Source organism: endosymbiont of Riftia pachyptila (vent Ph05) (genome assembly GCF_000224455.1).
Lineage (GTDB): Bacteria > Pseudomonadota > Gammaproteobacteria > Chromatiales > Chromatiaceae > Endoriftia > Endoriftia persephonae.
Genome location: NZ_AFOC01000056.1, coordinates 1 through 23,476, shown reverse-complemented (window position 1 = coordinate 23,476; position 23,476 = coordinate 1). Strand labels below are relative to the sequence as shown.

Genomic DNA, 23,476 nt, shown 5'->3' with positions numbered 1-23,476 from the left:
CGCGGCTGGAGAGCTGAAACTCAGGCAGTGGATGGGGCGGTCGCAGTAGCACCCCGGCGATCGCCGGCAGGGTGTTGTCGGAGTAGCGGTTGCCGGTGTAGTAGGCCATGCCGAAGACGATCAGGCTCAGGGTAAGGAAGACAAAGCGGCGTTGTTTGGAACTTGGACGTTTTGGCATCGGCTGGTGGATGTTTAACTGGGTCGGGGCAGTTTAATCCAAACCGGCTCGGATGTGATGATTCAGACTGCGGTCTGGCAGTTGGGGCAGAGGTAGCAGGGCTGCCCACCCTGGTTGATTTTGATGATGCGGCTAGAGCAACGGTAGCAGGCCAGGCCCTCGCGGCGGAAGAGCTGGAAACGGGCGCTCTCGAAGTTGCTGCCGGCTGCCATCAGCTGCTCTGCCCGCTCGAGGTCGTTAGTAATACCGCCGGTCTCATAAGATTGGCGAGGTAGGTGGATGATCGCCGCTGCCAGCCGGGCGAGTTGTTCGGGGCGGCACTGACTGGGTTTGCTGGTTGGGTGCAGAGCGGCGTGGAATAGGATCTCACAGCGCAGATAGTTGCCGATGCCGGCGAGAAAGCCCTGGTCGGTGAGAATGCTGCCCAGGCGGCGGTTGCGGAACTGGCGGGATTCGAGCCGCGCCAGCACGGTTTTGACGTCGAGTGTGGGGTCCAGCAGATCGGGCCCCAGCCGGCTGAGAAACGGGTGACTGAGCAGTTCCTGGTCGTTGAGTACGTCGATCTCCGAGGCGCTGTAGAGCAGCGCGTCGTGACTTTCGGTGGAGATGCGCAGGCGCAGCTGGCGGCGGGTCTCAGGGCGCTCGCCGCGCCGCACACAGTGCCAGCGGCCATAGAGCTGGTTGTGGCTGTAGAGGGTCAGGCCGTTGTCGAAGCGGGTCAGCATCGCCTTGCCGTGGGTGTCGATACGCAGCACACGTTGCCCTGTCAGTGTGGCAGCGAATGGTTGCAGGCGGGGCAGGCTGAACCAGACCTCACTGGCGATTCGGCCCTTGAGTATCGACTCAACGGCATCGGCGGCGCGGCGGATCTCTGGTCCCTCTGGCATGCCGGGTCAGCTTTCGATCGGCAGGTCGTCCCGGTTGCCCCAGTCGGACCAAGAGCCGGGATAGCCTTTCGCCTGCTTATAGCCCAGATGTTTCAGTACCAGCCAAGCGAGCGAGGAGCGGTGGTGGGTCTGGCAGTAAGTGACTACCTCCTTGTCGCTGCTGATGCCGAGGCCCTCCAGCATGCTCCGTAGCTCACTCTCCGGTCTGAGACGCAGGTTGCGGCTGCGGTCCATCAGCTCCAGCCAGTCCAGGTTGGCGGCTCCCGGGATGTGGCCGCCAAACTGGGAGAAGCGTTTGCGGCCGCTGTACTCGTCGCTGTTGCGGGCGTCCCACAGGGCGAGGTCTGGGTTGCCCAGGCGGCTGCTGATGTAGTCGGCCTCTGCTACCACTTCGGGGGTGGTGGTGGCTTTAAACAGGGCGGAGGGCGGTGTGACCGGATTTTGCTCAACCGGGTGTTGCTCGTTGCTCCAGGCGTGCAGACCACCGTTGAGCAGGGAGAATCGTTCGTGTCCCATCGCTGCCAAGGTCCAGAGTAGGCGTGAGGCGTTGCCACCCCCCTCGTCGTCGTAGGCCACCACATGGGTCTGGTTGCCGATGCCGTGGGCGCTGAAAACCTGTTCCAGCTGGGCCGTTTCCGGCAGCAGCCCGAAGGTTGGCTTGCGTCCGGCGACGAACCGCCCGTACTGCAGATGGATCGCGCCGGGGATGTGCATTTGCCGGTAGGTAGTCTCCTTGCAGACCGCGACTATCAGCAGCCCCTCGCTGCTGAGCTGCGGTTCGAGCTGGTCCGGTTCGCAGACCAGGGGCAGGTCGATGGCGTTCATCGGGCTGCCAGCACTTTCTGTACTGCAGAGAGTGCGACGCCGCTGTTGATCGGTGCGCCTCTTTCGTTGAGCACCGCCTCTAGGGCGCTGACGCAGAGGAGCACGTTCTCGGCTCGGGCGGCGTGGCCCATCAGGCCGATGCGCCAGACTTTGCCGGCCAGCGCGCCGAGCCCGGCGCCGATCTCCAGATTGAACTCGTTGAGCAGGCGGTTGCGCACTGCGGCGTCGTCCACCCCCTCGGGGATGGTGACGGCGTTCAGTTGTGGCAGCCGGTGAGCTTCATCGACCACGAATGAGAGCCCCATCGCCTCCAGCCCTGCCTTGAGGGCGTTGTGCATTCTGCGATGGCGTGCCCAGGCGTTCTCCAGACCCTCCGCTTCGAGAATGCGCAGTGCCTCATGTAGGCCGTAGAGGGCGTTGATCGGTGCGGTGTGGTGGTAGGCACGTTTGGTCGCCGCTGCCCCAGTAGCCCATCACCAGGTTTAGGTCGAGGAACCAGCTTTGCACGGTGCTCTGGCGGTTGCGTACTTTCTCCAAGGCGCGCTCGTTAAAGCTGATTGGGGAGAGGCCGGGGGTGCAGGAGAGGCACTTCTGGGTGCCGGAGTAGATGGCGTCTATATCCCATTCGTCCACCTTCACCGGGGTGCCGCCCAGCGAGGTGACGGCGTCGACGATGGTTAGGCAGTCGTGTTGGTGGGCTAGGGCGACCAGCTCGGCGGCGTCTGACTGGGCGCCGGTGGAGGTCTCAGCGTGCACGAAGGCGACGATCTTCGCATCCGGATTGGCCTTCAGTGCATCCTCTAGCTTCTGCGGGTCGACTGCCCGGCCCCACTCATCCTCGATCATCACCGGGGTGCCGCCGCAGCGCTCCACGTTCTCTTTCATGCGACCGCCGAATACGCCGTTCTGGCAGACGATCACCTTGTCACCAGGCTCCACCAGGTTGGCGAAGCAGGTCTCCATGCCGGCGGAACCGGGGGCGGAGACCGGCATGGTGAGGGGGTTTTCGGTCTGGAAGGCGTACTGCAGCATGCTCTTGGTCTGTTCCATCATCTCGATGAAGAGCGGGTCAAGATGACCGATGGTGGGGCGCGACATCGCCTCCAGGATGCGCGGGTGCACATCGGAGGGGCCGGGGCCCATCAGGGTACGTACGGGGGGGGTGAAAGCGGGTATGGCCATGGTGTGGATGCCTGGTGAAGTCAATGGAAAAGGGGTTGAGTCTATGGCGGCCGAGTATATGTGCGCGTTTTGTGTCGCTGCAAGGGATCACTCCCCTGTTGCCGGCGTGGTTAAGAGGCATCTGGGCGCGCCTTGAAAAAAACGGGCGGGACCCAATTTTGGACACATCAGTGAATTACACCATCCAGGAGATGCGACGATGACTTACATGCACTATCAGCCTCTTGCCATGCTCAATCAGATGACCCGCGAGATGGAGCGCTTGGCCGCGGAGCACAAGCGGGCACAGGTTGCTACCGCCGGGACGGTATCCCGTTGGCAGCCGTCGGTGGATATCCTCGAACAGCAGGAACGCTTTGTCCTGAGCATGGATCTGCCCGGTGTCGATCCCAACACGCTGGAGATCCAGGTCGAGAAGGGGATTCTGACGGTTTCCGGAGAGCGCAGCCTGCGCAAGGTGGAAGACGAGGCGGCCAGTTACACTCGGCGCGAGCGGGTTGCAGGCAGCTTCAGCCGCAGCTTCAAACTGCCGGAGACGGCTGATGAGTCGACGATCAGTGCGGCCTCAGAGCATGGGGTGCTGGAGATCGTGATCGCCAAGAAGGCGGAGGCGCAGCCACGCCGGATCAAAATCACTCACTGACACGCCGCGCTGACAGAAAGCCACCCTGATTGGTGGTTTTCTGTCGGGCGGCGTTTGTCTATGGTGGGTTGAACCTCAAAAGCCTGGCCGGGAGGAGTTGAAGGTGTCAGAGAAGATCGCAAAATCGGATGCCGACTGGCAGCAACAGCTGAGCCCGGAGCAGTATCGGGTCTGCCGTTGTCAGGGGACGGAGGCGCCCTTTACCGGCAAATTCTACAATCATCATGAAGCGGGTGTTTACAGCTGCAGTTGCTGCGGCAATGAGCTGTTCGACGCCTCTGCCAAGTTTGATTCCGGCAGCGGCTGGCCGAGCTATTTTCAGCCGGTCTCTGCGGATGCGGTGACGGAGCATGCGGATAACAGCCATGGCATGCTGCGGGTGGAGGTGCTGTGTGGCCACTGCGATGCGCACTTGGGCCACGTCTTCTCCGACGGCCCGCCTCCCACCGGGTTGCGCTACTGCATCAACTCGGTTTCCCTCGACTTCAAGCCTGAGTCACCGCCATAAAAAACGGCCCCGAAGGGCCGTTGCTGAGGGGAGGGCGATGGTGGTTACTCTTGGATCTCGCCGCCGATTACCTTGGGTGCTGAAGTCACTGTCGGTACCGGCAGGTCGTTGAGCGTTCCGCTGACTGTACTTGGCAGGGCGGTGGCAGGCTCGGTCAGGCTGAGCGCGCTGCAGTTGCTGATATCGACCTCGACGAAGGTCTGCTCCACATCCCGCGCCTTGATCGCATATTCGGTGCCGTTTGGTCCCATCTGTACCCCGTCGGCGATGGCAAAGGCCCGTGTCCAGCGGTCCGGGTTGCCGTCGCCATCGGTGTCGAGCGATTCCTCCGGAATACCCCAGAAATCGCCGCTGCCACCATAGTTGAGGCGGAAGGTCTGACCCGCGTAGTCGGTGGTGTCGTGCACCGCGCTGCCGCTGCGGTCATTGGCGTCGCTGTGGGTGTAGGTGAACTCGATCGGCTTGTCGAAGCTCTGCACGACACCGAGTGAGTCAAACACCGTGGTGGTGCGGTTCCAATTGTTGGGGCCGGTCTCCCAGGTGTAGTAGACCGAGCCTTCCGGTAGCTCGTAGACATCCCAGACGTTGGCCAGTGCTGAGATGTCGGTGAGCATCGCGCCGGTGTCGATACCCCACTCGCTGCCGGCGGGCAGGTTGGCTGGGTCGGTACCGTCCACCGGGTTGCCGGAGGCATTGTGGACCAGGGTGAGGAAGTTGGCAGCGCTGCTGTCGTTGTTGATGCTGTAGGCCACCGCCTCGGCCACCGAGTTGGGGTTGCTGGTGCTCATCGGTGAACCCGGCACCAGACAGCGGTCGAGGCAGTAGAGGGTGGCGCTGCCGCCAGAGGCGAAGAGTTCGCCGGCGCCGGTCTCGCTGCCGTTCATGATGGTCTGCTCGTCATAGGTGATCTCGTTGTCGCCCTGCACAAAGCGTACGCTGCCGCCGAGCTGACTCGACCACATATGCAGGGTGTTCTGTCCAGGCGAGAAGCTGACTAAAACTGGTGTATCGAGGTTGCTGACAACGGGCGGTGCGTCCTGCTGCCAGATCTGGTAGCCGGTGCGGTAGAAGCCGTCGCTGGCTACCCCATCGCTGACGGTGAAATACTCCACCAGCCAGGCGCCATCGGCATTGTTTGGCAGTGGGTTTTGCTCGTCGTGGAACTCGAACTGGATGCCATCCAGGGCGCTGATGGCCAGACTCTTGACCTCGTTGCGAATCAACCGGCCGGGGGTCTGCTGCAGGGTATAATCGGTCTGGGTGTCGCTGCTGTAGTCGAATACAGAGACGGTCGCGCCATCCAGATTGGCCGATTCATCCTCATACCAGAGGCCCCAATAACCACATGGCCGTACTTGCCATCGTAGGTGAAGGAGAGCCCCGAATTGAGGCTGAGCGTGGCGCCGCTTGTGTAGTCGAACAGATCGTAGCTCCAGACTGTTTCGTCGATGTTGTTACGGTCGAGGCAGACCTGTGGGGTTAGGCTTTTGGCTGTCTTGGCTGCCGATGATGAAGTCGGCATCGTAGCTGAGGCGGTAGGTGGCGTTTTCGCCGCCGGGATCGGGGGTCATGGTGGTGCGGGTGATCGCCTGGCCGGTGGTCTCGCCCTGCATCTCCACCGAGGCGGCGTGTTCGATCTGCATCGGCCCGAAGCCAAAGTCATCCTCCATCGACTCGAAGAAGGTGAAGCCGTTGAGCCCGCTGCTCACTCCGGCGGTAGATATCTCGCCGCTACCGAAGCTGGTGCCTGATGAGTCTATCATCTGCCAGGTGAGCTGAAACTCACCCATCGGGTTGGTAGCGCTGGGCTCGGCGGTGACCTCGGCACGGGCCTTGATCAGCATGCTGCTGTTGCCTGGGCCCTCCATCTCCGGGATCCAGACGTTGACGATCATCGGGTCCTCATTGGAGGCGCGAGTTGAATCGATAATCACCTCGGTGTAGTTGGTAGCATTTTGCCCGCTGGACTGATTCTGGCTGCTGGCGCCCGATTCACCCTGGGAGCATTCATCATCATCCACCAGGGCGATGTAGGCCCCTTGGTCCACAAACTGGTCGGCGCGCATCTGCGAGATGAAGCAGAGGATCTCGTTGGCGGTATTCACCGGCTCGATGGCCGGGTGGTAGGTATGGATATCGGTACTGGCGTTGGCGTAGTCACTGCCGGCATCGTCAAATCTCAGGCCAAGCTCGCCGCGACCGGCGAAGCGCGCGGCGGCAGATCGGGCGCTGCTCGATTCAGCGGCCACCACGTCCACTCGTTCCGGCAGTTGAAGGCCGGAAATTGCTTCGCTGGTGGTGGTCTCTGTGCTCCCGCCACCGCCACAGGCTGTGAGTATCAGAGGCGTTGAGAGGGTAAACAACGCACCATATCGATGTAAAAACTGGTTCATTTGTCGTCTCCATTGGCAAACAAGAACATCTTTCCCATCTTCAGTTCGTGGACCCGAACTGATTGAGACATCGGCGCGTTGGAGAAAACCTGAAGCCGGGATTGAGTGAGGATTGTGATGGAGCAGCTGCGTTACGACAGAAGTCTATTTCAGCGCAGGGGTATACAGGTTGGTGAGTGCGGGGTCTAAGTCGATAGGTTTTTCGGGATGACAAGTGAGTGGATATTCGCGTGGCTGATCCCATCGAAGGCGACCAGCAGGTGGTAATCCTGCTCACTCTCATCGAGCAGAGCCAGGCCCTCGGCCTTGCCGCCGGCAGGCGGTTCGAGCTTGTGCAGCAGGCGGATCTTTCCCTGTCCACTCTGCGGTCGATCGGCGCCTGGCAGCGTGTCTCTGCCATCCCAGTGGAAGATCCGGTAATCCCCTGGTCCCTTGCCATTGGGACCGGCAAGGATCAGGAAGCCGTCGCTGACCCGGGTGATCTCGCGGCAGCCGAGGCCGCCCAGAGTGATGAAGCGCAGTTCATAGTCTGATTTCGGATCATCGAAACGAAACCGCAGGATCGGCACCAGCCCGTCGCGCAACACCGGCCCGCGGAAGGCGGCGTAAAGCCAGCCATCGTGCACTGCGATTCCCTCGATGTCGACACCGTTCTCTTTGCCGGGAATGGCGCTGAATGGCTGCAGCACTGGGTCCCGCCGCAGCAGTTTTCTGAGGCTGATACGCTGCTTCGATTCAATATCACCCTGGCTGTTGATGCGTAGCCGGAACAGCTGGTCGCGACTCTTTTCATGGATGATCGACTTTCCATGCAGTCGCTTCAGGTTCTTTTTATGGCTTTTGGCCGGGTTGAGTTGCTTGCGTTTCAGCGAGTGGGAGCCGATCACATAGATCGATTCACCATCGGAGGCGATGCCTTCGATGTCCAGCTCCCGGCCCTTTTTCCTGGAACCCTTATACAGCAGGATATTGCGGGCCAGCTGATAGTGGCCCTGGCCATCGGCACGAAACAGCTGCAGATAATTTTCGTTGCGTCGCTCGCCGCTGGCCTCATCGGAGCCGATCAGCAGCAGCCCTTGATGACGCCCGATGGCGCTGATGTCCGCCGGCGACTTGAGCTGATTGACCGCGATATTGAACATGCCGGATGCACCTCTGATACGGGGTCAGTCAGAGAGCTGCTTGAGCCGTTCGGACCAGAGCAGGGTGGCTCCCGCTACCGCCGCCGGCATCGCGACAAAGTTGAGGATCGGCACCATCATCAGCAGGGTCAGGCTGCCGCCAAACGCCAGCGAGGTAAAGCGCGCCTGCTTGAGGCGGCGATGCTGCTGTTTAAAACGCAGGCCGTGGTTGGCCATTGGATAGTCGCCATACTCCAGTGCCAGAAACCAGGAGGTGAAGGCGATCCACAGGAATGGCGCAGCAATGTTGATCACTGGGATCAGAAACAGGATTAGCAGTGGAATCGCGCGCAGCAGAAAGTAGCCCATCTTGCGCAGCTCGGAGGCGATGGAGGGGAGGATATCCTTCATCACCTGGCCGATGCCACCGGGCTCCTGGGGCAGCTCGCCGCCGATGAAACGCTCCACCTTTTCCGCGAGCAGCCCGTTGAAGGGGGCGGCTATCAGGTTGGCGATCACCGTGAAGGTGTAGAAGACTACCAGCACCAGGGTGATGGCAAACAGCGGCCAAAGCAGCCAGCGTAGCCAGAAGAGCCAGCTATCCTCCGCCGGCAAAAAGCGCTCCATCAATAGCTCGAACTGGTCGATGCCGAACCAGATCAGCAGGCTGAAGACCAGGATGTTGACCAGCAGCGGGATCAGCACAAACGGGCGCAGCCCCGGTTTGCTGATCAGACTGAGGCCGCGAAGCAGATAGCCGGCGCCGGAGAGGGGATTGTTTGCCATGGTTGAGGATCTTCGATTGAAAACGCCTATGGTAGCAAATGCGACGGTTTCTGCCGTGTGCATGTAAACTTCCCGTCAGTTGTGCCGAATGTCCTTAAGGAGCCTCTGATAAAGTCTGGATGAAGTCGATTGTGATTCAGAATGTTCAGATTCAAGGCGCAAATCGCACGTAATAGCTGGCTATTGCGAACGACGGCATGGATGCAGGAGATAGAGCAACGCATGGAGCCGTTGCCGAGATTTGCCATGCAGAAGCTGGATATTCTGGGCGCAAAATACGAGTTCATGACTTGATCAGAGGCTCACTAATGGCGGATGACGCCAGATATGGCAGTAAGTGCCAATAAGGAGACCGCGCATGAAGGGCATTGTATTTTCCAAGTTCATCGAGTTCGTAGAGGAGCGTTTTTCGCCGGAGATGGCAGATGACATCATCGAATCCTCCGATCTCCCGTCAGGGGGGGCATATACCTCGGTGGGCACCTACGATCATAGGGAGATGCTGCAACTGGTGACCGCGTTGAGCGAAAAATCCGGCACACCAGTTCCGGACCTGGTTCGTTCCTTTGGCTGTCACCTGTTTGGCATCTTGGCTGGCGCCTATCCCCAGTTCCTGGAAGGAATCGACTCAAGCTTGGAATTTTTACAGCTGATTGAGAATTACATTCATGTCGAGGTGAGAAAACTCTACCCAGATGCCGAGCTGCCGACCTTCGAGCACTGCTCCCCGTCGGCAAACCAACTGGAACTGATCTATTACTCAAAGCGGCCGCTGGGGGATCTGGCGCACGGGCTGATTGAGGGATGCGCCGCCCACTTCGGCGATACCCTCTCCATTGAACGGGAAGAGCTGCTGGTGGAAGAGGGAACCTCCATCCGTTTTCTGCTGACCCGCCAGGTGTAGCGAATGGATGAACTGACTCGTCTGGAACACCGCTGGCAGCGTGAGCGCAAGGCCCGCCATGAGGCGGAGCGCCTGCTGGAGGAGAAGAGCCTAGAACTCTTCCAGATGAATAACGAATTGGTTGAGCTGGCGGCTAGCCTGACGCACAAGGAGGAGTGGAGTCGCTCCATCCTGGAGGCGGCCGCCGAGGGGGTTATCACCACCGATGAAGGCGGTGCAGTGCAGTTTCTCAACCGGGCGGCGCAATCGATGTTCGGTTACACGCCGGACGAGATCTCCGGAAAGTGCATAAACACACTGTTGCCCGAAGAGCTTCTGAACTGCCCTTTCGCCAAGTCCGATTTGGAGAAAACCGAACCGCTCCTGAGCCTGAGTCATGAGACGCAGGGGCGCAGGAAGGACGGATCGGTGTTTCCGGCCGAATTGACGGCCAGTATCGCTCACCCTGGAACCGAGCGAATCGTCATCGCCGTTGTACGTGACATTACGGAACGAAAACAGGCGGAGAAGAGACTGGAAATGACCAATCGGCAGATCCAGCTGATCCTGGAAACGGTGGTTGAGGGAATCTTTGGCGTAGACTGCGAGGGAAATTTTACCTTTATCAACTCCGCGGCCAGCAAGATGCTGGGATGGAGCCAGCAGGAGCTGATCGGGCAGCACAGTCACGAGCTGATGCACCATACCCACAACAACGGCTCACGCCACCTCGCTGAAGAATGCCCCATCTACACGACGTTCCGGGAAGGCAAGGGAAACACTATCCTGGAAGATCTGTTCTGGTGCAAGGACGGCACATCCCTTCCAGTGGAATACGTCAGCCGACCGATATGGGAAGAAGAGAGAATAGTGGGAGCAGTCATCTCCTTCCGTGACATCACGGAACGTATAGAGGCCGAACGGGAGCGGCAGAAGATGGAGATCCAACTGCACAACGCCCAGAAGTTGGAGGCCATCGGCCAGCTCGCCGCCGGCATCGCCCATGAGATCAATACCCCGACCCAGTATGCCAGCGACAACACCCGTTTTTTGCAGGATGCCTATGCGGACATCATCAAACTCGTCTCCCTGCAGGAGCGCAGCATCGCAGCACTGACTAGCGGTGACCCGCTAGCGGCGCAGCTGGCTGCCGAGGCCGCTGCGCAGGCTGAGACGATCGAAATCGATTACCTGAAAGAGGAGATCCCCCTGGCGGTTGAGCAGACCCTGGGCGGGCTTGAACGCGTCACCAAGATTGTGCGGGCGATGAAGGAGTTCTCTCATCCCGGCGTAGAGGAGAAGACTTTTGTAGACCTCAATAGCGCCATTCAGAGCACTATCGATGTGTCTCGCAATGAGTGGAAATACCATGCCGAGCTGGAGACCGTGTTTGATCCTGAGCTTCCTGCGGTCCGCTGCCTTCCCGGGGAGATCAACCAGGCCATCCTGAACATTATCGTCAACGCTGCCCACGCCATCGCCGATAGGCGCAAGGAATGCCCAGATGAGAAAGGGATCATCCAGATCGCCACCCGCAAGAGGGGCGATTATGCCGAGATCAGTATCAATGATAATGGAGGGGGCATCCCGGAAGAGATACTGCCACGCATATTCGACCCCTTTTTCACGACCAAGGGGGTGGGTAAAGGAACGGGCCAGGGCTTGTCGATCACCTACTCCGCGGTGGTGGATAAACACAATGGAACCATAGAGGTGGATTCCAGCGTAGGGGAAGGCACCACCTTCATCATTCGTCTGCCCATCGATGGTGAAACTGGACAGACAAGCGATGCGCCGTGAACCCATCCTTGTGGGTTTGGCTGCGGCATTCCTGCCGCAGATACCCACGGATCGCTCCACCAACCCTGGCTCCAGGTGAATCTAACAAAGTAGAAGAGGCTCCTTAAGGCTTTCTCACACTTTTATGGTTAGAATGCGCGGCCATTTTTGCAGCAGAGAGCAGGATCAAAGATGAAATATGTCGGTGCCCATGTGAGTGCCTCTGGCGGTGTGCAGAATGCCCCGTTGAATGCTGGGAAGATCGGCGCCAGGGCGTTTGCCCTGTTCACCAAGAACCAACGCCAGTGGCGTGCCAAGCCGCTGACTGATGAGGTGATCGAGAGTTTTCAGCAGAACCTGCAGCAGGTCGGTATCAATCCGGCGCAGGTGCTACCCCACGACAGCTACCTGATCAACCTGGGCCACCCGGAGCCGGAGGGGCTGGAGAAGTCGCGCAACGCCTTTATCGATGAGATACAGCGTTGTCAGCAGCTTGGCCTCAAGCTACTCAACTTCCACCCAGGTGCGACCCTGCGCAAGATCGACGAGCCGGCGAGCCTGGAGCGGGTCGCCGAGTCGATCAATATCGCCCTGGCGCAGACTGATGGGGTGACGGCGGTGATTGAAAATACCGCCGGCCAGGGCTCCACCCTGGGTTACCGCTTTGAGCATCTGGCGCAGATCATCGACAGGGTGGAGGATAAGTCCCGGGTTGGGGTCTGCCTCGATACCTGCCACAGCTTCGTCGCCGGCTACGATCTGCGCAGCGCCGAGGCCTGTGAGCAGACCTTCGCCGAGTTCGAGCGCATCGTCGGTTTTGATTACCTGTGCGGCATGCACCTCAATGACAGCAAGCCGGAACTGGGCCAGCGGGTCGATCGCCACCACAGCCTGGGGCAAGGCAAGATCGGCTGGGAGTGCTTCCGTTACATCATGAACGACCCGCGCTTCGATGATATTCCGATGGTGCTGGAGACCATCGACGATACCCTCTGGGCGGAGGAGATCCAGGCCCTCTATGGGCTGATTGCCTGATTGGGGTTTCTGCTTCCCGCTCTGCATCTATGCTTAGGGTTGATCGCCTTTTGTGGAGGCGATTATCACAGGCCCTTTTGTAAACGATAGATTGCAGATAGGTGATCATGGGTTGGGAAGCCCTCTTCAGTCTCGCCAGCGTGCTCTTCTGCTTTGGCATGATGGCGTTCACCCGGGTCTCTCCCGACCTGATCACCAGTGCCGCGTTGACCGTGTTGTTGCTCGCCGGTGTGGTTAGCCCCGAGCAGGCGCTGGCGGGCTTTGCCAACCAAGGGATGCTGACGGTAGCGGTGCTCTACGTGGTGGTCAGCGGCCTGACGAGACCGGCGCAGTGGGCTGGATCGGCCAGACCCTGCTGGGCCGGCCCCGCTCCATCCGCCATGCCCAGTGGCGGCTGATGCTGCCGGTGGCGGGCCTCAGCGCCTTTCTCAACAATACCCCGGTGGTGGCGGTGTTCATTCCGGCGCTGCAGGAGTGGGCACGTCGTCATCGCCTGCGCTCTCCAGACTATTGATTCCGCTCAGCTTCGCCAGCATCGCCGGTGGCACCTGCACCCTGATCGGCAGCAGTACCAATCTGCTGGTGAACGGTCTGATGCTGGAGCAGTCCGGCAGCGGCCTGGCGCTGTTTGATCTGCTCTGGATCGGTCTGCCGGTGAGCCTGGCGGTGTTGCTGTTTGTGCTGCTGATGGGGGGCTGGCTGCTGCCCAACCGCAGCTCGGTGATGGAGGAGTTTGCCGATGTGCGCGCCTACACGGTGGAGATGCAGGTCGAGGTCGACTCGCCGCTGCCAGGTCGATCGATCGACGAGGCGGGGCTGCGACAGCTGCCGGGGCTGTTCCTGGCGGAGATTGAACGGGAGGGAGGCGTACTGCCGGCGGTCTCGTCGAAAGAGCGGCTGCAGGCGGGTGATCGTCTGCTGTTTGTCGGGGCACGGGATTCGGTGGTGGATCTGCAGCGGATCCACGGCCTGCTGCCCGCTACCAACCAGCTCTTCAAGCTCAATGATGAGCGCCCGGAGCGCCGCTTCATCGAGGCGGTGGTCTCCAGCCGGCACCCTCTGGTGGGGCGTACGGTGCGCGAGGGACGCTTCCGCAATCGCTACAATGCGGTGATTATCGCCCTGGCGCGCAATGGTGAGCGGCTTGACGGCAAGCTCGGCGATCAGCGGCTGCAGGCGGGGGATACCCTGTTGCTGGAGGCGCGCCCCTCGTTTCTGGAACAGCAGCGCAATGCCCAGGATTGGCTGTTGATCAGCCCGGTGGGGGAGTCGCACCCGCTGCAACATGAGCGCGCCCCGCTCGCCCTGGGGATTGTGCTGTTGATGGTACTGCTGGTGGGGTTGGGCTGGCTCAGCATGTTGAAGGGGGCGCTGCTGGCGGCGGGGCTGATGATCCTGACCCGTTGCACCCGCGGCCAAGTGGCCCGGCGTTCCCCCGACTGGCAGGTGCTGGTGGTGATCGCCACCTCCTTCGGTATCGGTGCGGCGCTGCAGCAGAGCGGCGCGGCGCTGTTTGTCGCCCAGGGGCTGATGGGGCTGGCGGGTGGCGAGCCCTGGCTGGCACTGGCGCTGGTGTTTGGGGTCACCGCCCTGTTGACCGCCCTGGCCACCAACAATGTGGCGGCGGTGCTGATGTTCCCCATTGCCCTGGCGGCGGCCCAGCAGTTGGGGGTGAGCCTGCTGCCGTTTGCCATTACCATCATGGTGGCGGCCTCCGCCTCCTTCGCCACCCCGATCGGCTATCAGACCAACCTGATGGTCTACAATGCCGGCGGCTATCGCTTTCAGGACTTCCTGCGGATCGGATTGCCGCTGACCCTGTTGGTGGGGCTGGTGACGCTCTTGCTGGTGCCGCTGGTGTGGCCGTTCTGATTACTTTTTGCGTGCCTTGGTGAAGGCTGCAGCTATCGCGCCCCCTGCCTGCGGTTGCGGTTGGTTGTCACGCTTTGTGCGGCGCGGGGCGTTGGCCGGGGCCTTTTGCCGCCCATCCCGACGCGGCTCCCGCTCGGCCCGTTCCTGCAGCCGCATGCTCAAGCCGACCCGCTTGCGTTCCAGGTCCACCTCCATCACCTTGACCTTCACCAGATCTCCCGCCTTGACGACCTCCCGTGGGTCTTTAACAAAGCGGTCGGCGAGCTGGGAGATGTGCACCAGGCCGTCTTGATGCACGCCGATGTCGACGAAAGCACCGAAATTGGTGACGTTGGTAATCACTCCTTCCAGCACCATATCGGGCTGCAGGTCGTTGAGGGTTTCCACTCCCTCTTTGAAGCTAGCGGTCTTGAATTCGGGACGTGGGTCGCGGCCGGGTTTCTCCAGTTCACCGATGATGTCGGTCACTGTCGGCAGGCCGAAGCGCTCGTCGGTGAAGTCGGCCGGTTGCAGCTGCTTCAGTGCCTCATGGTTGCCGATTAGTGAGGTCACCGGCAGCTTGGTCTGCTCCAGGATGCGCTTGACGACCGGATAGGCCTCAGGATGCACCGCCGAGTTGTCGAGGGGATTGCTGCCGTTCATCACCCGCAGAAAGCCTGCCGCCTGCTCGAACGCCTTGGGGCCGAGGCGGGATACCTTCAGCAGTGTCTTGCGCTCGCTAAAGGCACCGTGTTGGTTGCGAAACTGTACGATGTTCTCCGCCAGCGTTGGACTTAGGCCGGAGACCTGGCTCAGCAGCGGCGCCGAGGCGGTATTGAGGTCGACCCCGACAGCGTTGACGCAATCCTCCACCACCGCATGCAGGGAGCGGGAGAGGCGGCTCTGGTTGACGTCGTGCTGGTACTGGCCGACGCCGATCGCTTTGGGTTCGATCTTCACCAGCTCGGCCAACGGATCCTGCAGGCGGCGGGCGATGGAGACTGCGCCACGTAGCGAGACATCCAGCTCCGGCATCTCTTTGGAGGCGAGCTCGGAAGCGGAGTAGACCGAGGCGCCGGCCTCGCTCACCATCAGCTTCTGCAGCTTCAGTTCCGGATGTTTTTTGATCAGTTCAGCGGTCAGTTTGTCGGTCTCTCGGGAAGCTGTGCCGTTGCCGATCGCCACCAGCTCTGCCGAATATTGTTTGGCCATCGCTGCCAGAGTGGCAATTGATCGATCCCACTGCTTTTTCGGCGCATGTGGGTAGATGGTGTCGGTGGCCACCACCTTGCCGGTGGTGTCGATCATCGCCACTTTGACCCCGGTGCGCAGCCCAGGATCGAGGCCGATGGTCGCCTTGGGGCCGGCGGGAGCGGCCAGCAGCAGGTCGTGTAGGTTGCTGGCGAAGACCCGGATTGCCTCCTCCTCGGCGCGCTCGCGCAGCTGCGCGAGCAGCTCCAGTTCCAGCTTCAGGGAGAGCTTGATCCGCCAGGCCCAGCGCACAGTCTCGGTGAGCCAGGCATCGGCGGCGCGCCCCTGCTGGGCGATGCCCTGGGAGGCGGCGATGATGCTTTCGCAGATGCTTGGTTCGCCCTCTGCCTCGCCGCTGCCGAGATGCAGGTTGAGCACCCCCTCGTTGCGGCCGCGGAATAGCGCCAGGGCGCGGTGGGAGGGGATCTTGCCGATCGCCTCCGCGTAGTCGAAGTAGTCGGAGAATTTCTTCCCCTCCTGCTGTTTGCCGCTGACCACCTGGGAGCTGAGTATGCCGTTATTCTGCATCTGTTCACGCAGCCGGCCAATCAATGTCGCATCTTCGGCACAGCGCTCTATCAGGATCTGGCGTGCGCCGTCCAACGCCGCCTTGCTGTCGACCACGCCCTTGTCGGCATCGATATAGTCGGCGGCGGTCGCTTCGGGATCGAGATTCGGGTCTTGCAGCAGCCCTAGAGCGAGGGGCTCCAGGCCGGCCTCGCGGGCAATCTGCGCCTTGGTGCGCCGTTTCGGCTTGTAGGGAAGGTAGAGATCCTCCAGGCGGGTCTTGGTCTCTGCCGCCCTGATCTCCTGTTCCAGCTCCGGGGTGAGTTTTTCTTGCTCGCTTATGCTCTTAAGGATGGTTTCTCGACGATCTTCCAGCTCCCGCAGATAACCGAGTCGCTCTTCCAGATGACGCAGCTGGATGTCGTCAAGTCCACCGGTGGCCTCTTTGCGGTAGCGTGCGATGAACGGCACGGTAGCGCCTTCGTCTAGGAGTTTAATGGCGGCATCAACCCGCTGAACTGTGACCTTTAACTCAGTGGCTATACGGCGAAAGATGGTATTCATATTGTCAGACACGCGGGAGTGGAAAGCGCGCAACTCTACCTCGCCGGACGGGGAGTGAAAAGCTTGTTAAGGAGCCTCTGAACGAATCGTGAACTTGCATATTGGATCTAGAATCCGCGCTTTGTCGTTGCTGATCTTCGCAATAGCCTGCTATTACGTGCGATCAGAGCCTCAAATCGATGAATTCTGAAACCCATTCTGCTTCGCTCAGATCATTCAGCGGCTCATTAACGATCAGAGTTGACGCGTGTGTTGGATGACAATGTCTAGTAAGGAAACGTCTCGTTGGGGGTGGCGGCCAGTTTGCTATGGTTGTTCACCAGCGTGATTACGAGTCGGGTTCGCCCGTTTGCAATAGAGAAAAATCACAATGTCTCTGCTCGATGAATTGAAACATGAGGCCACAAGGCTCAACTCAAGTACTTCCGAACAAGCCGCATCCCACTCCCCTTGGGAAGCACATTACCACAAAGAACTTCGGCCGCGGATGCTCAAGCTTCTGGCCTACCTGAACGATTTGACTAGTCAGCTCAAGTTGGTTGCTCCCGATGTGCGGGCCAATTACCGAATTCCCGGGCTGGGGCAGGTTAAAAGGCTGCGTCAGGGGAACTATCTGGTGAATGCGGACAGCGTGACCAATCCGCGCCGGATTCGACTGAAATTCAGCTGCGTGGCAGCTCAGGAGATGTCATTTTCGGTTAGCCCCAAGGGGCTAGCCGATGAGACCCGGGGTTTTCTGCACTCTCACCACATGCAGTTCAGCGAGTGGCCGATCCGGGATGCAGAACAACGTCTGAGTGGCGTCAACTTCCAGGTCACGCCCAAGGTGGAAGTGGTGTTTATGTTCCAGATCGCTCCTGAGCAGTATGAGATCGAGATGCTTACCTCGAACTTCGAGAAGTTCGGCATCCGTCGCTACACTTACGGACCAGAGCGAATCGATGATGAGTGGCTCGATAATCTCGGCAACTATGTGTTGCGCCGCCATGACAAGCTGCACAGTCTCGACATCTCCGACTCGACCCTGGTCAATTTGCGTGAGCGCCTGGCGGTAGACAAGCTCGAGCGTGAGACTGGAGGAGGTGCCGACAGGGTACACCGGCCGGGACAGAAGCGCGGTAAGGGGTTGTTTGGACGTTTTCTCCACTCTCCCAATCATTGAGTATTGACGAACCCCGTTCTTGCTTGGATGACGTAACTTCAATTTTCAGGAAAAGAACTAACGAGTTTTTTCGGCCAAAATGGGTTGCTGCGCCCCGGGTAACTCTCCCCGGGGGGCTAGTTAGGATGCTTGTTTTGGCCTCAGCAATCCCCTAGTCTTCAGGCAATGTTTCATTGCCGCTATCTCTGGTTGTGTCTATTGGCAGTGCTTGTCTCTCCTCTATCTGCCTTGGCGGATGGAGGGAAGTTGGTGCGCATCGGTGTACTTAGCCATCGCGGCGATCAGTTCACCCTCGACAAATGGTCGCCCACTGCGGAGTATCTGACCAGTCAGATTGCTGACCATCACTTCATCATCATGCCGCTCGACTTCGCTGAGGTGGAGCCGGCGGTGGTGGAGGGCAAGGTCGATTTTGTGCTGGTCAACTCCGGCATCTACGTCAATCTGGAGGTGCAGTTTCGCGTCTCACGCATTGCCACCCTGAACAACCGGCGCAGTGATGTGCCCTACAACATCTTTGGGGGGGTGATTTTCACCCGAGCCGACAATCCGCGGATCAACAGCCTGGAAGACCTGCCAGGTCACTCACTGATGGCGGTGGATGCAACCTCGCTGGGTGGCTTCCAGATGGCCTGGCGCGAGATGCGGGCCCAGGGGATCGATATCAATGATCTCTCCGAGTTGCGCTTTGCCGGCATTCACGACCGGGTGGTGATGGCGGTGCGCGGCGCTGAGGTGGATGTGGGTACGGTGCGTACCGACATCCTGGAACGCATGGCCAGCGCAGGCATGATCGACCTGGATGAGTTTCGCATTATCAACCCCCAGTCGGATCCGGAGTTTCCCTTCGCCCACAGCACCCGGCTCTATCCCGAGTGGCCCTTCAGTAAGGTAGCGCATACCTCCAACGCACTGGCGCAGCGGGTGGCGGTGGCCCTGCTCAACATGCCGCAGAACCATCCGGCAGCGATTCAGGGACGTTACTCCGGCTGGACCATTCCTCTCGACTACCAGCGGGTACGTGAGTTGCTGAAGGAGCTGCATCTGCGCCCGTTTGAGAAGCCCGCTCAGTTTACCCTCCTGGATGCCATCAAACGCTATTGGTACTGGTTGCTGAGCGGGTTGATCTTCCTGATCTTTATGGCGTTGATGACCCTCTGGGTACTGCGCCTGAATCGGGAGCTGCAGCGCGCCAAAAGCCGTCTGGAGCAGCAGCATGAGCTGATCCTCGACTCGGTGGCCGATGGCATCTACGGTGTCGACCTGCACGGCAACTGCACCTTTTTCAGCCGCGCCGCGGAGGCGATTACCGGCTGGTCGGCGGAGGATCTGATTGGCCTAAACCAGCATGAGATTCTGCACCACACCCGTCCGGATGGCACCCCTCATCCGGCGGAGAATTGCCCGGTCTACCAGACCTTTCGTGACAACCAGCCCCGCTTCGTCTCTGACGATGCCTTCTGGCACAAGGCTGGGCACAGTATTCCGGTGGAGTACAGTTGCACCCCGGTGAAGGATGAGTCGGAGCGGACCCTCGGTTCGGTGGTGGTGTTCCGTGATATCACCAAACGTAAACAGGCAGAGGATGAGGCGCGTCAGCACCAGAACGAACTCGCCCGGGTGGCACGTTTCAGCACCATGGGTGAGATGGCGTCGGGTATCGCCCATGAGTTGAATCAGCCGCTGACTGCCATCGCCACCAACGCCCATGCCAGCATTCGTCTACTCGAATCCGGTAAGGAGGGGCAGCAGGCCTGTGCCGATGTGATGGAGCGTATCGCCTCCCAGGCGGAGCGTGCCGGAGCGATCATTCGGCAGCTCCGACGTTTTGTGCGCAAAGAGCCGCTGGAGCGCTCCCGGGTCGATATCAATACCCTGGTGGATGCAGTGGCGGTGTTGATCCAGCCGGAAGCACGGCGGGCGGATGTGGCGGTACGGCTGGAGCTGATGCCGAATCCACCGCAGATGAGGGTGCAGCGGATTCAGGTGGAACAGGTGATTTTGAACCTGGCGCGCAACGCTATCGAGTCGATGGCCGGGGACGAAACGGAGCGTCAGTTGGTGATTACCACCGAGGCCAATGGCGTGGCTTCGGTGCAGGTGCGGGTCAGTGATACCGGGCCGGGTATCAAGCTCGAAATGATCGAAACGCTGTTCGCTCCCTTTGTCACCAGTAAGTCGGGTGGCATGGGGCTGGGGCTCTCTATCAGTCACGGGATCGTCGAGGCGCATGGTGGTAGACTCAGCGCACAGAATCTGCCCCAGGGTGGGGCCTGCTTTATATTTACCCTGCCGGTCTCAGCTACAACCTGAAATTATGGAACAGAATTCCCCTACAATTTTTATCGTTGATGACGACGAAGAGGTACGTAATGCGCTGCAACTGCTGATGCAGTCGGTGGGGCTCACAGTGGCCTGTTATGCCTCTGCGCTGGAGTTTCTGCAGGCGTTTGACGCCTCCCGGCCCGGTTGTCTGGTGGCCGATATCCGCATGCCTGGAATGAGCGGCATCGAACTGCAGGAGCAGCTCAATGGCGAACCGATCCATCCGCCGATCATCTTCATCACTGGTCATGGCGATGTGCCGATGGCGGTGCGGGCGGTGAAGGCCGGCGCGATCGATTTCATCGAGAAACCGTTTAACGACCAAGTGCTGCTTGACAGTGTGCACCGGGCGATCCAAATGGACGCCAAACAGCGCGGCGAGGCCTCGCGGCTCTCCGATATCCGTGAGCGTTTCAATCAGCTGACGCCGCGCGAGCGCGAGGTACTCAACCTGGTGATTGCCGGCCGGCGCAACAAGAATATCTCCCAGGAACTGGGCATCACGCTCTCCACCGTGGAGGCGCACCGGGCACGGGTGATGGAGAAGATGGAGGCAGATAGCCTGTCGCATCTGATGCGCATGATGCTTTCCCTGGAGCAGGGTTAAGGAAAACCCTTACACAAACCGTTGTATGCTGGGATTTTCATTAAAAGACAATCGGTTAGATAATACTGACTCCCCGATAACTGCCCGGAACAAGCGTTTGGGGAACCTCCTGGAGGCTGGTCGGTGGACTGTTGGTTTTGGATAGCGAACAGGCATCCCGCAGTTTTCCGACCAGCCTTCCCCTTTTACTGATGGCCTTTCCGGTGGCCAGCAGCAACACAGAACAATAGGCACTCCATTGCTGGCAATTTTGCAGAGAGTGCTGCAACAAACCCTAGAACCAGCCATCGGCGGCAGACTCGACCAGCCTGTCGTCTAGGAGGATGAGGAAGAATGAGCATTTCACGACGTGAGTTTCTACGCCTGATGGGTATGGCTGGTGCGGCCGGCATGATGCCTGCTTCGATCTTTGCCGCGATGCGTCAGCCGACGGATCTCTATGAGGTGCCGAAGTTTGGCAACGTCTCGCTGCTGCATTTCACCGATACCCACGCCCAGCTCAACCCGATCTATTTTCGCGAGCCCAACGTCAACCTCGGCCTCGGCTACGCCTTCAACAAGGCACCGCATCTGGTGGGTGATAAGTTGTTGAAACACTTTGGTATCGCGCCGGGCGGTATCGAGGCCCACGCCTTCAGCTATCTCAACTTCGATTCGGCTGCCGGCAAATTCGGCAAGATTGGCGGCTTCGCCCATCTCAAGACCCTGGTGGACCGTCTGCGCACCGAGCGCGGTCCCGGCAACAGCCTGCTGCTCGACGGTGGTGATACCTGGCAGGGGTCCGGCACCGCCTACTGGACCCGCGGTAAAGACATGGTTGGCGCCTGCAACCGCCTCGGTGTGGATGTGATGACCGGCCACTGGGAGTTCACCTATCTGGATAACGAGGTAATCTCCAACATTGCCGACTTCAATGGTGACTTCGTGGCGCAGAACGTCGGGGTGAAGGATGACGCTTTGTTCGACTACAAGTTTGCCGACTTCGACGGCTTCAATGAGGACGAGGGGCTCGCCTTCAAGCCCTACGTAATGAAGGTCGTGGCTGGTGCCCGGGTCGCGGTGATCGGTCAGGCCTTCCCCTACACTCCGATCGCCAACCCGGGCCGCTTCATCCCCGACTGGACCTTCGGCATCCAGGATGAGCGCATGCAGACGGTGGTCGACGCGGTGCGCGAGAACGAAAAGCCCGATGTGGTGATAGTGCTCTCGCACAACGGCATGGACGTTGACCTGAAGATGGCCTCCCGAGTCAGTGGCATCGACGTGATCTTCGGCGGTCATACTCACGACGGCATGCCGGCCCCGACCATCGTCAAGAATGCTGGCGGCAAGACCTTGGTCACCAACGCCGGTTCCAACGGCAAGTTCCTCGGAGTGATGGACCTCGATGTGCGCGGCGGCAAGGTACGCGATTTTCGTTACCGTCTGCTGCCGATCTTCTCCAATCTGCTGCCGGCGGACAAAGAGATGCAGGCCTACATCGACGGCGTGCGCGCCCCCTATAAAGAGACCCTGGATGAGGAGTTGGCGGTGGCGGAGGAGACTCTCTACCGTCGCGGCAACTTCAACGGCACCTTCGATCAGGTGATCTGCGACGCCCTGACCACGGTCAATGATGCGCAGATCTCCCTCTCCCCAGGCTTTCGCTGGGGTACCACTGTGCTGCCGGGTCAGAAGATCATCATGGACAACGTGATGGATCAGACCTGCATCACCTACCCCGAGACCTACCGCCGCGAGATGAGTGGTGCTGACATCAAGAATATTCTGGAGGATGTCAGCGACAACCTCTTCAACAAGGACCCCTACTATCAGCAGGGCGGTGACATGGTGCGGGTGGGTGGACTCGACTACACTTGCGATCCCGGTCAGGGGTTTGGTAAGCGTATTACCGACATGCGCCTCAACGACGGCAGTAAGATCGAGGCGGGCAAGAATTACGTGGTCGCGGCTGGGCGACAGTCGGTTCCAAGTCGCCGGGTCGGCCGATCTGGGATGTGGTGGCCGACTACCTGCGTGACCAGAAGACGATCAGGATCAAGAAGCTCAACACCCCCAAGCTGGTTGGAGTCGATAACAATCCGGGCATTGCTGAATATCGGGGTGCCTGATCAGGCATTGCGGCCCGCCGGGCAGGCCCACTCCCGGTGCGCTGCAGATTGATGGATATGGCGCAGAGAGGGAATACTCTCTGCGCCTTTTTTGCTTCTTAAGGCGTCGTTTGCACGCCTTGCAGGAGGGCGCCAAACGCGCGGCTCAGCTGCTCTGAGCGTGCCGGATCCCTGACCCCAGCGAGAACCTGCGGGCGGGTGTCGGGCAGAAACATCAGATCACTGAGTAGTTGATTGAACAACGCCTGTCCCTCCTGATTCTCTGCCAGACGTTCGAGAAACAGACGGCAGATAGCGGTCTCCTGCAGGCCCTCCCAGGCGCGCCCGGCGATTGCAGCAAGGATCTCGCTGTGTGTCGCGCAGGGGGCCTGCAGTACCCGTTCGATCAGTCGCTGTCGGATCTCCGGGGAACGCGCCTGGGAGCTGCCACGGATCGCCGCCGTAATCAGTTGGAGGTCGATCTCCTCTTCATTCAACGCCGACTCCATCCGCTCCAGCAGGGCTGTCGCGATCTCGTCCGTCACCCTTTCGTTCTCCAGACAGTGGCAGAGTGCCTCGAGTGGCGCGCCGGGGAGCTGTGGGATAGCGGCTGCCAGCTGTTGGCTTGTATCTTCAAGATCGAATCTGGCACCCAGATCGGCAATCCCCTGGTAACCGAGGAAGGGCCACTGGTCCCAGCCGATCTCACCGCAGAAGTAGGATCTGGCATGCGCATAAAAGCGTGAGGGCGGGCGATTCAACAGCCGGTTCACCTTGGCGTGAAACACCGCGAGCCGCTCCTGTTTTGGGGTGAAGGCGTAGGGGTTGTCCTGCAGTGCGGCCTGCAGCTGCTCCCCCTTCTCCGCTGCCTGCAGATTGCGGTCGGTGACCTCCAGCAG

The 23,476-nt window shown here is 60.0% G+C and carries 17 protein-coding genes and 3 pseudogenes; 11 read left to right on the top strand and 9 right to left on the bottom strand.

What is annotated here, in order from left to right; all coding sequences use genetic code 11:
- Positions 1 to 240 precede the first annotated feature (240 nt).
- From nei to RIFP1SYM_RS09950, 3 genes and pseudogenes are all read right to left on the bottom strand, one after another.
- A complete protein-coding gene (nei, locus tag RIFP1SYM_RS09960) occupies positions 241 to 1,065 on the bottom strand; it encodes an endonuclease VIII (RefSeq protein WP_005963288.1) in 825 nt (274 codons plus the stop codon).
- A gap of 6 nt (positions 1,066 to 1,071) precedes the next feature.
- Positions 1,072 to 1,890, bottom strand: a complete 819-nt coding sequence (locus RIFP1SYM_RS09955; protein WP_005963286.1) for a sulfurtransferase — start codon at positions 1,888 to 1,890, stop codon at positions 1,072 to 1,074.
- Positions 1,887 to 3,072, bottom strand: a pseudogene (locus tag RIFP1SYM_RS09950) (pyridoxal-phosphate-dependent aminotransferase family protein). Before RIFP1SYM_RS09950 ends, RIFP1SYM_RS09955 begins: the two are co-directional and overlap by 4 nt.
- Positions 3,073 to 3,271: 199 nt before the next feature.
- Here RIFP1SYM_RS09950 and RIFP1SYM_RS09945 point away from each other — a divergent pair.
- The gene (locus RIFP1SYM_RS09945; RefSeq protein WP_005963280.1) at positions 3,272 to 3,715 is read left to right on the top strand and encodes an Hsp20/alpha crystallin family protein; all 444 of its coding nucleotides are present in this window, start codon (positions 3,272 to 3,274) and stop codon (positions 3,713 to 3,715) included.
- Between the two features lie 103 nt (positions 3,716 to 3,818).
- A complete protein-coding gene (gene msrB / locus RIFP1SYM_RS09940; RefSeq protein ID WP_006474801.1) occupies positions 3,819 to 4,223 on the top strand; it encodes a peptide-methionine (R)-S-oxide reductase MsrB in 405 nt (134 codons plus the stop codon).
- Positions 4,224 to 4,267: 44 nt separating this feature from the next.
- Here msrB and RIFP1SYM_RS09935 read toward each other — a convergent pair whose 3' ends face one another.
- From RIFP1SYM_RS09935 to cysZ, 4 genes are all read right to left on the bottom strand, one after another.
- Positions 4,268 to 5,446: a hypothetical protein gene (locus RIFP1SYM_RS09935; protein ID WP_005963276.1), complete on the bottom strand. Its 1,179-nt coding sequence runs from the start codon at positions 5,444 to 5,446 to the stop codon at positions 4,268 to 4,270.
- A 231-nt stretch (positions 5,447 to 5,677) separates the two neighbouring features.
- Positions 5,678 to 6,616, bottom strand: a complete 939-nt coding sequence (locus RIFP1SYM_RS09930; protein WP_005963274.1) for a hypothetical protein — start codon at positions 6,614 to 6,616, stop codon at positions 5,678 to 5,680.
- A 185-nt stretch (positions 6,617 to 6,801) separates the two neighbouring features.
- Positions 6,802 to 7,758: a DUF3616 domain-containing protein gene (locus RIFP1SYM_RS09925; protein WP_005963272.1), complete on the bottom strand. Its 957-nt coding sequence runs from the start codon at positions 7,756 to 7,758 to the stop codon at positions 6,802 to 6,804.
- A gap of 24 nt (positions 7,759 to 7,782) precedes the next feature.
- Positions 7,783 to 8,523 (bottom strand): sulfate transporter CysZ, encoded by a 741-nt coding sequence (gene cysZ / locus RIFP1SYM_RS09920; RefSeq protein WP_039960234.1) that lies wholly within the window; start codon positions 8,521 to 8,523, stop codon positions 7,783 to 7,785.
- Positions 8,524 to 8,664: 141 nt separating this feature from the next.
- On the opposite strand from cysZ, the gene RIFP1SYM_RS18090 reads away from it, so the two are divergent.
- The 5 genes and pseudogenes from RIFP1SYM_RS18090 (at position 8,665) to RIFP1SYM_RS09900 (ending at position 14,092) form a co-directional block, all read left to right on the top strand.
- Complete coding sequence (locus RIFP1SYM_RS18090; RefSeq protein WP_005963268.1) at positions 8,665 to 8,817, top strand: hypothetical protein; 153 nt, start codon at positions 8,665 to 8,667, stop codon at positions 8,815 to 8,817.
- A gap of 64 nt (positions 8,818 to 8,881) precedes the next feature.
- Positions 8,882 to 9,427, top strand: a complete 546-nt coding sequence (locus RIFP1SYM_RS09915) for a heme NO-binding domain-containing protein (RefSeq protein WP_006474797.1) — start codon at positions 8,882 to 8,884, stop codon at positions 9,425 to 9,427.
- A 3-nt stretch (positions 9,428 to 9,430) separates the two neighbouring features.
- Positions 9,431 to 11,206: a PAS domain S-box protein gene (locus tag RIFP1SYM_RS09910; protein ID WP_005963264.1), complete on the top strand. Its 1,776-nt coding sequence runs from the start codon at positions 9,431 to 9,433 to the stop codon at positions 11,204 to 11,206.
- Positions 11,207 to 11,377: 171 nt separating this feature from the next.
- Positions 11,378 to 12,220, top strand: a complete 843-nt coding sequence (gene nfo / locus RIFP1SYM_RS09905) for a deoxyribonuclease IV (RefSeq protein WP_039960232.1) — start codon at positions 11,378 to 11,380, stop codon at positions 12,218 to 12,220.
- Positions 12,221 to 12,327: 107 nt separating this feature from the next.
- A pseudogene (locus tag RIFP1SYM_RS09900) lies at positions 12,328 to 14,092 on the top strand (SLC13 family permease).
- Here RIFP1SYM_RS09900 and RIFP1SYM_RS09895 read toward each other — a convergent pair.
- The gene (locus RIFP1SYM_RS09895) at positions 14,093 to 16,393 is read right to left on the bottom strand and encodes a Tex family protein (RefSeq protein ID WP_039960231.1); all 2,301 of its coding nucleotides are present in this window, start codon (positions 16,391 to 16,393) and stop codon (positions 14,093 to 14,095) included.
- 487 nt (positions 16,394 to 16,880) lie between these two features.
- On the opposite strand from RIFP1SYM_RS09895, the gene RIFP1SYM_RS09890 reads away from it, so the two are divergent.
- From RIFP1SYM_RS09890 to soxB, 4 genes and pseudogenes are all read left to right on the top strand, one after another.
- Entirely contained in the window at positions 16,881 to 17,555 is a 675-nt protein-coding gene (locus RIFP1SYM_RS09890; RefSeq protein ID WP_006474792.1) for a hypothetical protein, read from the top strand.
- A gap of 249 nt (positions 17,556 to 17,804) precedes the next feature.
- The gene (locus RIFP1SYM_RS09885) at positions 17,805 to 19,868 is read left to right on the top strand and encodes a PhnD/SsuA/transferrin family substrate-binding protein (RefSeq protein ID WP_006474791.1); all 2,064 of its coding nucleotides are present in this window, start codon (positions 17,805 to 17,807) and stop codon (positions 19,866 to 19,868) included.
- A 4-nt stretch (positions 19,869 to 19,872) separates the two neighbouring features.
- A complete protein-coding gene (locus tag RIFP1SYM_RS09880; protein WP_006474790.1) occupies positions 19,873 to 20,487 on the top strand; it encodes a response regulator transcription factor in 615 nt (204 codons plus the stop codon).
- A 333-nt stretch (positions 20,488 to 20,820) separates the two neighbouring features.
- Positions 20,821 to 22,598 (top strand): annotated as a pseudogene (gene soxB / locus RIFP1SYM_RS09875) (thiosulfohydrolase SoxB).
- 98 nt (positions 22,599 to 22,696) lie between these two features.
- Here soxB and RIFP1SYM_RS09870 read toward each other — a convergent pair.
- On the bottom strand, positions 22,697 to 23,476 hold a 780-nt coding region (locus tag RIFP1SYM_RS09870), incomplete at its 5' end, for a DUF3549 family protein (RefSeq protein ID WP_050798747.1).

Excerpts from the sequence above, each read along its gene's own strand:
- RIFP1SYM_RS09930 (WP_005963274.1), bottom strand. The coding sequence starts at position 6,616 with ATGAACCAGTTTTTACATCGATATGGTGCGTTGTTTACCCTCTCAACG.
- nfo (WP_039960232.1), top strand. The coding sequence starts at position 11,378 with ATGAAATATGTCGGTGCCCATGTGAGTGCCTCTGGCGGTGTGCAGAAT.
- RIFP1SYM_RS09945 (WP_005963280.1), top strand. The coding sequence starts at position 3,272 with ATGACTTACATGCACTATCAGCCTCTTGCCATGCTCAATCAGATGACC.
- nei (WP_005963288.1), bottom strand. The coding sequence starts at position 1,065 with ATGCCAGAGGGACCAGAGATCCGCCGCGCCGCCGATGCCGTTGAGTCG.
- RIFP1SYM_RS09880 (WP_006474790.1), top strand. The coding sequence starts at position 19,873 with ATGGAACAGAATTCCCCTACAATTTTTATCGTTGATGACGACGAAGAG.
- RIFP1SYM_RS09915 (WP_006474797.1), top strand. The coding sequence starts at position 8,882 with ATGAAGGGCATTGTATTTTCCAAGTTCATCGAGTTCGTAGAGGAGCGT.
- RIFP1SYM_RS09890 (WP_006474792.1), top strand. The coding sequence starts at position 16,881 with ATGCTCAAGCTTCTGGCCTACCTGAACGATTTGACTAGTCAGCTCAAG.
- RIFP1SYM_RS09910 (WP_005963264.1), top strand. The coding sequence starts at position 9,431 with ATGGATGAACTGACTCGTCTGGAACACCGCTGGCAGCGTGAGCGCAAG.
- RIFP1SYM_RS09925 (WP_005963272.1), bottom strand. The coding sequence starts at position 7,758 with ATGTTCAATATCGCGGTCAATCAGCTCAAGTCGCCGGCGGACATCAGC.
- RIFP1SYM_RS18090 (WP_005963268.1), top strand. The coding sequence starts at position 8,665 with ATGTTCAGATTCAAGGCGCAAATCGCACGTAATAGCTGGCTATTGCGA.
- RIFP1SYM_RS09955 (WP_005963286.1), bottom strand. The coding sequence starts at position 1,890 with ATGAACGCCATCGACCTGCCCCTGGTCTGCGAACCGGACCAGCTCGAA.
- cysZ (WP_039960234.1), bottom strand. The coding sequence starts at position 8,523 with ATGGCAAACAATCCCCTCTCCGGCGCCGGCTATCTGCTTCGCGGCCTC.
- RIFP1SYM_RS09895 (WP_039960231.1), bottom strand. The coding sequence starts at position 16,393 with ATGAATACCATCTTTCGCCGTATAGCCACTGAGTTAAAGGTCACAGTT.